Here is a 12,895-nt window from a genome sequence, read left to right as displayed (position 1 = left end):
ATTATACAGATTTAATTGATATTTTTGTGATTTTTGCGGGTATATTGAAGATAAAACTCGATTATATTTAAATTAATTGCTGTAGGCAATCAGTCTACTAAATACAATTTCTTGTATTCACTTTTTGCGAAGTTATCTGACATTCCAGCTATATAATCACAAATTGTAGAAAGATAAGCATAGTGATTTTCCACCAGACATTTTAACATTTTGTCCATATTAGTAATTGTTTTATTTGATTCAAGAGAGTTAGTCGATTGCAAAGCTGTATAGAATGCTTCATTAATCCCTTTTTCATTTTTTGGTCCCTGAAGTATTGCTTTCAACTTGGGTGGTGCTACTAAACAATGATTCAAGTTTTCCAATTTCAAAGAATCGATTAATATTTTTCCTTCAGAACGACTCAACTTATTAAAATCTATACAATCTAATGATATGTTCTCATTCTCATTGGTGAGATGAATTGTATCAATTGTACAATTCTGATTCAATTCTTTTGCAAGCCTACCCAATACATATGATGGCATTTGATGGGGATTCGTATAATATGCTTTGAAGAGCTGCCTTATTATAAAACGGGATTTCCCATCAAATTTATTTACTTCATATGAGTTTAAGATTCGGTGCTTGACAACCTTTTCCAGTTCCTTATTTAATTCCTTACCTAATGGAGAGAAATCAACAAGAGATTTTAATAATATTTTACGTTCTCCATCTTGGGTTAATCTAGAATTTTCCATAATAGACATACGGGAATTGGCAAAAACATCAAGGATAAAGTATTCAATAATGTTCCTTACCAAATAATCTGTTTTAAGCAATTTGGGTGTGTCTTTGTTCTTGAGTAAATTATCTCTAAGTCGGGTCAATAACTCAATCAAGCTCCCAAAATGCTCTTTGTCCATAGTTTCATATTTTGATGTTTCAGAAAGGATTTTAAGGATAATGTCATCTATTTCTTCATACAATTTATTTAATTGAAAGCCCAGTTCTTTATATCTTAAACCATCATCTATATCGTGTTGTCGTTGAGCAATTTCATCGGCTATAGCCACAATCTGCCCTTCAAGTGTAACCGAGAATTCGTGTTCCATGCATAATCTTTCTATCAAAATGGGACTACCAACAAACCGCTTGATGTCCCAACATTCCCCACAATTCTCACATTCTTTGTGCCTTTTTACCTTTGTATGCTTCAGAATTCCTTCCAAAACCTGCCATGAAAGATTTAATCCATCATAATTTTCAAATTTTGATTGAACTACATCCAAAACACGCAAACCATTAAAATTATGCTTGAATCCACCAAAGTTGAAAGGATATTTTATTAGTCCAAGTTTGTCTTCGCCACTCATAACCTCGTCTAAAACTCTTTCTCCTTGATGACCAAATGGTGTATGCCCGATATCATGCCCAAGAGCTATAGCTTCTACAAGATCTTCATTTGCATCCAAATATCTTGCTAAACTGCGTGATATCTGGGAAACCTCTAAAGTGTGTGTTAATCTTGTTCGATAGTGATCTCCGGCTTCGTTAGAGAATACTTGTGCTTTATGTTGTAATCGCCTAAAAGGTCGTGAAAATAGAATACGATCTCTATCTTTTGAAAATTCGCTTCTTTCGATATCTTCGAATATCTTACAAGATAGAGGCAACTTCTTTTCAACATCTTGATTCAATCTGTCAGATGGCTGAAATTCTTGCTTTAATTTATGTTTCATATCTTTTTCACAACCATTTAAATAATCTTTAAACTCACGTCCAGAGTCTTTTTGTTAACGTCTACTTCAAACATCTAATCTCTTTACAAATTTGAAGGTTTCAGTCTCATAAACCCGAGTACAACACATTATTCCTCTGTTTAGTCTGTCACATAGACAATCAATCTTTGTTATTACATGAAGACAATGTTCTTTCTTTTCAACCTGACTTCCCAATAAGTTAGGCACAACTCCTGCTTTTTACTCTTTTTTCGTTTCTTCTCTTAGCGAAAAGTATTTATTATTATGTGCCTAATTATTATGCACAATGAAATCGTTTACAAGAGTCAAAGTCATAAAGGGAATCGAATACCTCTATGAGATCACGCCCTATTACGATCCTGTACAAAAGAAAATCCGACAGAAGAGCAAGTATCTTGGGAAACTTGTGAATGATCAACCACTAAAAGTCCGCTCTCAAAAGAAACCACTGATATCCATCCCTGAAAAGGTACTCTCCTATGGAGAGTACCTTCCCCTCTTAAAAATAGTTGAGGAGCTAAAACTTGATCTGCTGCTTAGCAGAACCTTCACAGAAAAACAAGCGTGGTCGATCCTGACCCTTGCGATGAACCACATAATAAAGCCGCTGGCATATGATCATATTGAGGAATGGTATGAAGGTACTATTCTCTCTAAGGACCATCCAGAGCTGCCTCTATCTTCCCAATCCATCTCAAACCTTCTGGACTCAATTGGAAATAGTGCTGTACATATTGATTTCTCAAGGTCCTTGATAAAAGAGATATGCACTTCCAACACTCTCATTTATGACATCACCTCCATTTCGACTTATTCACAGATGATCAGCCTCCTGGAGTATGGTTATAACAGAGACAACCTTGAACTGCCACAAATAAACTTCTCGATGATCGTGGATAAGGAAAAAGGGATTCCTCTGATGTACGACCTGTATCCTGGAAGCATATCGGATGTAACTACATTGAAAAACACGATCAAGAAGCTTCAGCAGGAGGGAGTTCATGATTATACTTTGATCATGGACAAAGGATTCTTTTCAACAGCTAACATAGAATCACTTGTATCCAACGATCTCTCCTTCATAGTTCCGCCTTCACAAACGATTAAAAATGTGAAGGAAAAAATGTCTGAGATACACAAAACGATATATGAACCACAAAACCTCAACGTCTACGAAGGGGAACCTGTTTTCACGATGCAAATAGACCTCAACATTGGAGAACTGAACGTAAAGGGTTATGCTTATTACGATCAAAAGCGAGAGCAACAGGAAAGAAATAGTTTTTTCAAGGGCCTTCATGCAACACTTGAAATGCTTGAGAAGGCAGAATTAAGACCTTGGATGGATCCTAAAACGGTGTTCATTAGTGTGGCAAAGAGATATGCTTCGTATTTGACATGGAAAGTTAAGGACAACAAGTTTGAAATTACAGTAAAGAAGAATGCAGTGTCCCAAAGAGTAAACAAGATGGGAAAATTCATTCTGCTGTATAGGGGAAATCTGGAGTGGGATGAGTGTCTGTCGCTTTACAGAAGCAAGGATATAGTTGAGAAGGGGTTCTATTCACTTAAAAATTACATAGAAGTTACACCAGCCAATGTCAGGAAAAACAGTACTTTCAAAGGGTATTTGTTCATTTGTTTTGTTTCTTTGATCATTAGAATGAAGCTGATGAAGGAAATGAAAGAGGCCAACCTCAACAAAAAGTTCTCTGTTGAAAGCTTGATCATGCAGCTTGAAAAGAACAAAATTCTCCTTCTTGCAGAAGGAGAACAAATTGTTATGGAAAGGACAAAAAAACAAAAGGAGATATTATGTGCACTTGGAATATGTGCCTAATTCAATGGGAAGTCAGGTTTCAATTATTTCATTTTACATTCATAAAGAGTAGTTATTGACATCTAGGTTGACAAAACAAATCTTGAACAAATCCATCTTCGAAACTATATTCGTTATTAGAGTAATCTATGAATTTTAAACAATCAATTGCATCCTTAAACACGCAACTTATTTTTCTTGTTGTTTTAGTAAGATTTTGTTCATCCTGTTGACTAAAAAAGAAAATTACGTCTTTAATAGCTCTGCTTACACCCACATAAAACAAGTCTTTTGACTCAGTTACATCAACCCTTTTAGGACTCCTAAAGTCTTGACAAGGGAAGCATTTTGTAAAAAATGGCATTCTGTGATGAGTGATTCCAAACATAAATACATAATCGAATTCTAAGCCTTTTGAACTATGTATTGTTGATAAATATAGTTTGTTTTTAACATGGGATTTGATGATAGTACTCCAATCAATTTCCATTTGGAAATAATTATAAAACTCTTGTAGGCGTTCCCAAGTTTTGAAAGATGAATAATTGCCTCCATCAAAAATCCTCGAAAAATCACGGAAAGTTTTGAGTACTATATTATTTTGCTCAGAAGAATAATATTTGTGGATTAATTCATTAACTATAGAACTTACTGATCCTGTAAATTTTTTGTCATTTATGTACTGCTCAATTTCTTTTATTAGTTCAGAATAATTTTTGCAAATAGAATCTACTTTAAAGTCAGTTATATCAATATAATCAATATCTCCTTGTTCCAAGTATTGTTTTAGTACAGACGAAGTTGCTTTATGTGGAAACAATACGCAAATGTCATGCAACTTAACTTCGTTTTTTGATAGATATGAAATGTAGTCGACGATTCGATTCATTTCATCTTCTACAGATTCGTTTATGTACAATATATGTTGGGGTTTGCTAACAACAAAGGATGAATCCCGCAGTTTTGAAGTTAAAGTTGAAATATTCTCTGAGTCAGTACGGTGATTTATTTCCAGTTCAAGTGGTTCACAACCAAAATCCTCTATTAAAAAATCAATATTATCTGGATTTGCACCTTGAAATCTCATTATTGATTGTCGTTTATCACCTAAAACATAGACTCTCTTTTTTTCACTAAATGTGTTTGTAGCTATTTGTTTAAATAGAGTATATTGAGCATGGTTCGTATCTTGAAATTCATCTGCTAATAGAAAAGAATATTTGTTAAAAATAAGATTCTTGATGATTTCATTAGTTTCTAGTAATTCAATAGATTTGAATAATAAATTATCAAAATCAATGGTGTATTCATTGATTAAATCCTCTTTCATTGAATTATTTAATTTATCATATATGTCTTGTCCAGGAACTTCGTACACAGAATTCCCCTGTAAATATTTAGTATTATACCACTCATTGTAACCCGAGATAAAGGAAGAAACTCTTCTTCCCCAGTAATCTGATGATTCTCCAGATATCTCTGAATTATAGTAATCACTTTTATATTGATATTTAGTTCTCTCATTAAGTATTGAGAATTTCCTTTTCAGACCAACGTGATTTCCATAGCATCTTAAAAGCTTATATGCAAACGTGTGAAAGGTCATTACGTCAACATAATTCTCACATTGAGGTATGTTTGTTTTTATTCGCTTTTTCATCTGATCTGCAGCGGCATTTGAAAATGTTAAAGCAAGAAGTTTATGAGGAAGTTTCACAGCACCTTCTGAAATTAAATATTCAATCCTTTTAGTCATAACGTATGTTTTACCATATCCTGGAGGAGCTGTCACAAAAGCAGATGATTCAACTGGATGATAAATTGCTTTCAATTGAGAGTCATCTTTCATTTTCAAGCACCAACTCTTTTGCTTTTAACAATACATTTTTGTAGCAACTTGGAATCTCGTCTTCACTCAATTTAGAGGAAACAATTGAAGCTGAAAGTGATGTCTTGTAGTCTTCTTTTAAACTTTTAAGAAACTCATCTTCAATTGAATCGTTCATCTCTTCCAAAAAAGGATTGAAATCAATGGAATCCCAGCATTCTAAAACTTCTTCTCTACTCAACCCTCTTGTTGCAGGAATATGCATATAAATACGATGCAAATAGAAGTTATCGGGTTTTTCATTCATTTCAATTAGAATCTTTACTAACTTTAATGGTTCTACAGAATGAACCAGTTCTTCTTCATAGTCTTTATAACTTGTTTTATAATAAGCTTCATTTAAATCAGCAATTAAATCTTCATCAGAATTGGTACCTTCGTTGTCCCTAATAGCAACGCATTTAATGAATTTATTAAGAATTATATAGAGAGGTTTTATTGCATCTTTGCCTTCTGCATTAATAATTGATAGGCCCAATTCGTCAAGATCAACATTCTCAATTATTTTTGCAAATTCAGGTAGTGCACCAAATTCAGTTTTACCTTCGACAATGATTACAGCTCTAGAAAGAAATATTTCAGGATACATGCGGAATATGTAGTCAAAATGTTTGATTTGCCCAGGAGACGTGTCTCTTTTGATTTCCTCTATGAAATTAGTATCAAAGGAAATGGATTTGCAAATTCCATCATTTTCCTTCTTCAAAAGAACGATTTCTGATTTATCAATTCGTGATAAAATTGATGGTGAATGTGTAGTAATTATTATCTGAACAGTGTAACCATCTTCATGTAACTTGTTTTGCCTCATTTTTAGCTTTTTTATAAAACTTCGCTGAAGATGTGGATGCATGTGGGCTTCTGGTTCTTCTATTCCAATTATTAGACTTTTAGCTGATTCATCAGAAAACATTAACTGAGTAAATAATCTGCTTAATTTTAAAGCAATTACAAATGATCCTTGGAAACCACTACCTTGGTTAAAGATTGAAATATCTTCCACACAAATATTGTTTTCATCAAACAACGTTGATTCGTCAATCTTTCCTAATTCCACACTTATATCATTATTCGGAACAAATATGGATAAGTTTTCTTGCAAATTTGCTTTTATTTTGGTTATTTCATCCAAATTGTTGACTTTGAGTTGCAATTTCTCGATTGATAGTTGTATCCCTATTTTATGGTAAATGCTGATTAATATGTTTAATATTTTATTTAACAAACCTTCATCTTTTGGGGTTAAAGTTTTTATATCCTCTTTTATACCTGAAATATAAATTTGAAGTATCTCTTCCTTATGAATAAGATCTGAACTTGAAGATTCTAAATCATCTTTAATCTCTTCTAATGCAGTTATGATGTTGGGATCTTCTGATTTAGAATAATTGACAAGATAGTCATCGATATTTTTTGTTGCTAGAGTAATTTGCTCATTTAAGGGTTTCAAATAGTGTTTGTTATGCTCCTTAAAAATCTGCTTCAAATCACCTTTAGAGGAATTCACTTCTTTCCAAAGATCCCTATAAGCATCTATGTAGTAAAATGGAATATATGTTTTATCTGCCAAAGAAACATGTTCACCTTTTTCATCATCAATATCATCGGTTCTAACAAAATATATTTCCACACTAGCATCATTATTCAATTCTTCCCATTTTGCTTCAAGACGAACAGCTATTTCATCATTATCTAAGTTTATACCTGCCCAGACAAAAGCACTCTTCTCCGATTCACATAATTCTGAAAAAGTTAATTCAATTACAATCTTCTGACTTCTTTCATTTGTCTTTGTGTCTATGTAGAAATCTTCTTCTGAAAATCTAACTCTGCGTGGACTTTCCCCCATTTTTAGTATCTTGTTAATCGCTTTTAGTACTGTAGTTTTTCCGATGTTATTCTCACCTACAATTACTGTTAATTTTGAAAATTCTATTTTCAACTCTTTGATGTTCCTAAAATTTTCGATGTAAGCGTTTTTAAGAATCATATCTTCTCCACCAACCCCTCAAACTTCCCATAATTCACCACAACCCCATCATCCAGATCGATCTCAATATACTCATCAGCCTTGTTCTTCAGCACCTCATCATAAGCCATGATCTCGTCGATCATCTTCCCCAACCTCGCCTTCTCCTGAGCATCCTTCCCAATATCCGCTTTGATCATCTCCCTCTTAGCATCCAGCTTCCCTTCAAGCTCCAGCAGATAATCCGTCCTCATCATTGCCAGCGTCTCCTTATTGTACCTGTGCATGTAAATCAGCGCATTAAAAGCCCTGCCCTTGCCTGAGCTGAACAGCCAGTAGATGGGTCGTTTCTTGTACATCTTCACATGGTCCTTGTAGAACGACTTCAGGAAATAGTCCCTTATCACAGCCTCCGAGGACTTCTTTCCATTACCGCCAAGAGCCTCTGCAATGAAATCCAGATTCTCGGAAAGCGTTTCTTCTCCAAACGTCACCTTCAGAAACTCCTTGAACCTGCCCACAATGTCATCCTCGAAGTACTCGTCTTCAAGTATGGGTATAATGTTATCTCTGTCCGGCATAAAGCTAGGCTCTGGCACCTGTTCCAGATAATCTCCTATCTTCTCACCCTGGTTTGCAAGCACCAACCCCGGTTTGTCCAGCGAAGACCGCCCGAACATGCAGCCAACAGCATAGGAGATGAACTCCTTTATCGTATCCGTAAGCAGCAATACTTCCAGTTCATCCTCACTTCTATCTCCATTATAGCGATAATGCGGGTTGCATGTCAGTGTGATTTCCGAAAATGGCACTTCAGGTGTGAGTTCATCCTGCAAGCCGTAGGCTTCTATGAAAATGCGGTTGTTCTCTTCCTCCAGCCGCTGCATCTCCAGTGTCATTTCTTTCCAGTGGGTGCGGAGTTTGGTGTAGGTTTCGCGGAGGGTTGACTGGTGGTATTCGGGTTGGAGGAGGGGTAGGGTGGTGAAGTCCCAGGAGGTTTCGTAGGAGTCCCAGTCGGATTTTGCAAAACTAATTAAGTTTTCGACATTAGCATCGCAATCAACTTTTATGTAAGGAATTCTTGAAATGTCACCTGACTGAAAAGTTAAGGTTTGATTCAACATTCCAAGAAAATATCTTGAAATCGTCGTATTAAACAATCCAAGGACAGTTTTGCAATCATCTATTGGGGGAAATGCTACACCACTGGCGCTTTCATGAAAAAAACCACTTTGCATCAATCGGAAGGACGTAATTGCACTAGAAATACGACTCCATTCAATACCGGGTTCAAAAAGATAATCCGAATTTCTGATAGTAGCTCTACCTGTCGATTTAATTTCTTGACCGTTTTCTCCCCAATTTACAAGATAAAGACAATTTCCGAACCAACGGCGATAATCTCCACCCTTTACACATTTTATCCATTTCGGCTTCCATGGAAAAGATATTTCATACCAGACCCTCAGAAAACGATCGTTATCTCCAATTGTTGACCCCTGCTTAGGAAGTGCTTTGTTTTCAATTAAGGGATTTTCCTCAAAGATGCTTCTAACTCTCTCAGTAGTCCAGTAAGCAATCGGACTTCCGGGAATCTTCTTGAAATCAGCCGCAGAGGCGCGATAGAAATTGGGGACGGGGGTGGTTGATGAATTATTATCAGTTGTCATAATTAACCTCTATTTTGACTACAATGTGATCAAGCTGAGGATTAAAAGCAGTGTTTAATTCGTTACCCATTGGGTAGCGAATTGTATAGATCATCTGTTGAGTGGTCAATTCATCACATGGCTTGTGACAAATTTGCAGATTTGTGATTTCATCTGCAATATCTCTGTGTCCTCTGTGGTTTGTAGCGGATACTTGTTCGATTACATGTTCGGTTACTTGTTCGCCTACTTGATCGGTAACAGATCTGATACAATAGTTCGGCAAGGAAATCTTATGCAACTGGGTCGGCGACTGGGTCGATAACTGGGTCGGTGATTTGAATATTACTTGGTCCCAACTGGGTCCTGACTTAGTCCCTACATGGTCCCCACTTGGTCCCGACTCGGGCCGTAACTTAGACTGTGACTTGGGCCATGACTTAGTGCCATTTATGGCAACAAGTTCACTAACATGGTGTCGGAAGGTCATTCTTTCTTCACCTTCTTTTCCTGGGCTAAGAATGCGCGGCCTTTGGGCGTCAGGCGGTATTTCTGCTTGCTGCTGCGGGGTTTTTCGGGGATGGTCATTTCGATAAGATCATTCGACAATAATGGGACCAGGACATTATTCCTGAACTTGGTCCTGTTACTGCGCTCGGTAACGCTCATCAGTTCCAGTATCCCGGAATCTTCAATGCAGGCATGCAAGACCTTGATATGCTCTGTAGTTAATTCAAACATGGTCCCTACTTGGTCCCTACTTGGTCCCCACTTGGTCCCCACTTGGTCCCCACTTGGTCCCTTATATGGAGGCCTGATCGCTGACCCCTTCAGATAGATAGTAAAACGAACTCTCATTCCTATCTCTTCGATCTTAGGTTCTGGCAATTGCAAAGCCTCTGCCTCTTCAAAGATACGGGGAACACCACTGCCCCATTGCTCCACAAGGCCCAGTTCTCTGAAAACACGGGCAATAACACGATTGCGTATCTTGGACACACCTTGCTTGACATCCTCAACGGTCATACCTGGCACAAGGATACCAGGATTCTCTATCTCCACTCTATCATCATAGATGGCAACTCTCAAAGGAGCACCTATCTGCGAATAATCAGCATGCACTATCGCATTTATAACAGCCTCACGCACAATGTCAAGAGGAATACTCCACACATCCCGCCGTTTGATCTGTGAGAGATCCGCACCTCGCATGGAATGTTTCTTAATAAAATCTATTGCCTGCTCAACAGCTATTGGCAAATGTTCATGTATCTCGATATGATCAAAAATCACGCTTTTTGTAGTGCCCTCAAAACGACCGCACTGTATCCAGACATCGGGAAAGCGTTCTTCACGCTCCTTCCCAAAAAGCAACACTCCACCAATAGTTGGAACCAGGTGTCCCTGCGCCTCTGTGAGCATTTTCAAAGATACTATCTCTCGCTCACCCAGATCACGCTTCCCCTTGAATAACTCCTTTGCTGCTACTATATCCAGTGCTTCCACACTAAGATCAGGCAAAGGCAATTCATCAAAAGAAGTACCTGCTGAGGTACGCTTCAACTCTGCAATAAGTTCCCGGTCAGCCTTCCTGTTAGTAGACCCCAGTCGTACATAAACACCCTCATCAGGCCCTTCCTTTCTCACCCAATGAGGACGCTGCCCGCTCGGATACACCTCCACGCTCAGCAGGGTCTTATCCTCAACGGACATCAACTCCACATTAGGCACTAAGCGTGGAGCTATATTATCAGCAATAATATCGCACAGGCGCTCCTCCTCATCAAGGGGATTCTCTACCCCCCGCACCTCTCTGGTGTCATCCTCCACCCCTATGAGCAAACGCCCTCCAGCAGTGTTGGCAAATGCTACAAGCGTCTTGATAATGTTCTTTGGCGAGGAAATATCACGCTTGAACTCCAGCGTCTTGCCCTCAGGCATGGTGATGAGCTGGGAGATAGGGAGAATAATTAGGCCTCCATTTGATCTGTATCAATATCTCTGGCCTGCATCACTGCCTCACGCAGCCAAGCGTCTTTCTCAGCCTCACTATTACCATCCACAAGCCGTATATAAGCTCCCTTATAATCCGGATGCTGTGCATTCTCAATAACAAAAGCAGTAGTAGAAACAACCTCCCCACCAATACTGTCAAAAGCCCTCGGCCCAAGATGTGCCATGGACAATATGGTACGGTCGTCCAGAATGCTTGTCCGGAGTTTCTCATAGGAAGAAAGGAACATCCAGCTCTGCATGGTGATCATAGCCACCATGCCTTTCTGCATTGCAAGGTCAAGGTTGCGGTCAATGAACATCGCAAAGAAATCAGATTTACTATTGAGATAATTGTCCTGTGCAAAGCTCTTAAGTCTGTCATTCATCCCCTTGCCACCCATGTACGGCGGGTTGGCAACCACTACATGATATTTAGGGCTAAGATAATCTGCCTGCTTCAGGGCCTGGAGTACCTTCTGGTGAGTGGAAAGAAGAGTGAGATTTTCAGAAAGAACCTTTGACTTCGGTATTTTCAGAATAGCCGAAACATCCGCGGCTTTCGGACGGATGAGGGAACCGAAATTGTCAGCCTCATTGAACTGAAGCAGCGTGGCCCTTACCTCAGTGGTGAACAGCTCCCGGCCAACGGCTGTGATGTAGGCATTGAGCTCGCCCTCCTCAAAGGAAACGTTCTCCAAAACGCATATATTGGGATGGACTGGTTTGCGGAAGAAATTGCGGTTCTTTCTCCTGGCCTTCATGGTTAGCGCAAAAGCCGCCAGCTCTCCGGCACGCTCGTCTATCTCAATGCCAAAAAGATTGTGGGTCAATATCATTTCAGGTATCTCGGAGTGGTCATAGCCCTCCTCTTCATAGATAGCATACAGCAGGTCAAAAGCATAGACCAGCATATGTCCTGAACCACATGCCGGGTCGCACACCTTGATATCCTCAGGGGAATTGACCTTCAGGAAATCCGTTTCACTTTGTTCCGGCCTGATGTAATAGTCCATCCGCTCATGCAGCCTGGAACCGGGTCGGTTCAGCATCCACAAACGGCCCAGTGAGTTCTCCACCAGGTAGCGAACTATCCAGTGAGGCGTGAACAACTGGGTCGCTGCCGGGATATTCTCCTTGCTTATCTTGACGTTCGTCTTCAGTTTTTTGAAAACCTCATCTTTTTTGGGAGCAATATAATCCTGGTAGATCCAGCCGATAACTTCCACTTCTCTCCAATCGTCCTCAGAAATGATCCCGTTCATGTCCTTCACAATGGAATCAATATGTAACAGCTTCTCAGGGAACAAAAGCTCCGTGTAATCAGCTATGTTCTCGAACATGAAAGGCATGGTACGGTTAAGGTAATTGCACAGCCGCAGTATCAGGTACTTGTACAGTTCTTCCTCCTCATTCTCAGCCTTCATGTCAAGCACAAGGTCAGAGTCAAGTTCCAGAAAATCCAGCGTAAGGGCATGGGTAATGATCCCCGGCTCGGTCCTGTCCGCATCATCGGAAGTGAACACCTTTACCGGGATGTAATCATTAACCTCCATGAACTTCAAAGCAACAAAGCGGTTGAACCAGGTATAAGTGACCTCATCCATCACCTTCTCATAACCCTTGAGTTTAACCTCCTTCACCAGATGCTCTCTCTGTTCCTTTATCTTCCTGTTGAATACCTTACCACCGATAACCATGGAATCCGAATGCTCGGAATCCACAGGAAGGATCTCTTTCGGACGTATACCATAGAATGCAGCTCTGTCCTTTACTTCCTGGTGAAGCTTATCCCGCACAGTGTCCGAGAATTTGATGATGCTTGCCTTATCCATG

At 38.9% G+C, this 12,895-nt stretch carries 8 protein-coding genes; 1 reads left to right on the top strand and 7 read right to left on the bottom strand.

The window, feature by feature from the left end; all coding sequences use genetic code 11:
* Positions 1–89: 89 nt before the first annotated feature.
* Entirely contained in the window at positions 90–1,721 is a 1,632-nt protein-coding gene (gene dgt, locus BB781_RS06905; RefSeq protein WP_094227771.1) for a dGTP triphosphohydrolase, read from the bottom strand.
* 307 nt (positions 1,722–2,028) lie between these two features.
* On the opposite strand from dgt, the gene BB781_RS06900 reads away from it, so the two are divergent.
* The gene (locus tag BB781_RS06900; protein WP_094227770.1) at positions 2,029–3,582 is read left to right on the top strand and encodes an IS1634 family transposase; all 1,554 of its coding nucleotides are present in this window, start codon (positions 2,029–2,031) and stop codon (positions 3,580–3,582) included.
* A 52-nt stretch (positions 3,583–3,634) separates the two neighbouring features.
* Here BB781_RS06900 and BB781_RS06895 read toward each other — a convergent pair whose 3' ends face one another.
* The 6 genes from BB781_RS06895 to pglX (BB781_RS06870) are packed head-to-tail and all read right to left on the bottom strand — an operon-like array spanning position 3,635 to position 12,894.
* Positions 3,635–5,410 carry a UvrD-helicase domain-containing protein gene (locus BB781_RS06895; protein ID WP_094227769.1) on the bottom strand — a complete coding sequence of 592 codons (1,776 nt, stop codon included), beginning with the start codon at positions 5,408–5,410 and terminating at the stop codon, positions 3,635–3,637.
* A complete protein-coding gene (locus tag BB781_RS06890; protein ID WP_094227768.1) occupies positions 5,400–7,439 on the bottom strand; it encodes an ATP-dependent nuclease in 2,040 nt (679 codons plus the stop codon). The genes BB781_RS06895 and BB781_RS06890 overlap by 11 nt, the downstream gene beginning before the upstream one ends.
* Entirely contained in the window at positions 7,436–9,088 is a 1,653-nt protein-coding gene (pglX, locus tag BB781_RS06885; RefSeq protein WP_094227767.1) for a BREX-1 system adenine-specific DNA-methyltransferase PglX, read from the bottom strand. Before pglX (BB781_RS06885) ends, BB781_RS06890 begins: the two co-directional genes overlap by 4 nt.
* Positions 9,078–9,557, bottom strand: coding sequence for a hypothetical protein (locus tag BB781_RS15670; RefSeq protein ID WP_094227766.1), 480 nt, complete (start codon positions 9,555–9,557; stop codon positions 9,078–9,080). Before BB781_RS15670 ends, pglX (BB781_RS06885) begins: the two co-directional genes overlap by 11 nt.
* The gene (locus BB781_RS06875; protein WP_164997806.1) at positions 9,554–11,008 is read right to left on the bottom strand and encodes an AlbA family DNA-binding domain-containing protein; all 1,455 of its coding nucleotides are present in this window, start codon (positions 11,006–11,008) and stop codon (positions 9,554–9,556) included. Before BB781_RS06875 ends, BB781_RS15670 begins: the two co-directional genes overlap by 4 nt.
* A 29-nt stretch (positions 11,009–11,037) precedes the next feature.
* Entirely contained in the window at positions 11,038–12,894 is a 1,857-nt protein-coding gene (gene pglX, locus BB781_RS06870; RefSeq protein WP_094227764.1) for a BREX-1 system adenine-specific DNA-methyltransferase PglX, read from the bottom strand.
* Position 12,895 lies beyond the last annotated feature (1 nt).

It is taken from the genome of Methanolobus psychrotolerans (assembly GCF_002243045.1).
GTDB lineage: Archaea > Halobacteriota > Methanosarcinia > Methanosarcinales > Methanosarcinaceae > Methanolobus > Methanolobus psychrotolerans.
Note: the sequence above shows the minus strand (reverse complement) of the source record. Positions and strands in the feature narration are given on the sequence as shown.

Coding starts and splice junctions, on each gene's coding strand:
- dgt (WP_094227771.1), bottom strand. CDS start 1,721: ATGAAACATAAATTAAAGCAAGAATTTCAGCCATCTGACAGATTGAAT.
- BB781_RS06900 (WP_094227770.1), top strand. CDS start 2,029: ATGAAATCGTTTACAAGAGTCAAAGTCATAAAGGGAATCGAATACCTC.
- BB781_RS06895 (WP_094227769.1), bottom strand. CDS start 5,410: ATGAAAGATGACTCTCAATTGAAAGCAATTTATCATCCAGTTGAATCA.
- BB781_RS06890 (WP_094227768.1), bottom strand. CDS start 7,439: ATGATTCTTAAAAACGCTTACATCGAAAATTTTAGGAACATCAAAGAG.
- pglX (WP_094227767.1), bottom strand. CDS start 9,088: ATGACAACTGATAATAATTCATCAACCACCCCCGTCCCCAATTTCTAT.
- BB781_RS15670 (WP_094227766.1), bottom strand. CDS start 9,557: ATGACCTTCCGACACCATGTTAGTGAACTTGTTGCCATAAATGGCACT.
- BB781_RS06875 (WP_164997806.1), bottom strand. CDS start 11,008: ATGCCTGAGGGCAAGACGCTGGAGTTCAAGCGTGATATTTCCTCGCCA.
- pglX (WP_094227764.1), bottom strand. CDS start 12,894: ATGGATAAGGCAAGCATCATCAAATTCTCGGACACTGTGCGGGATAAG.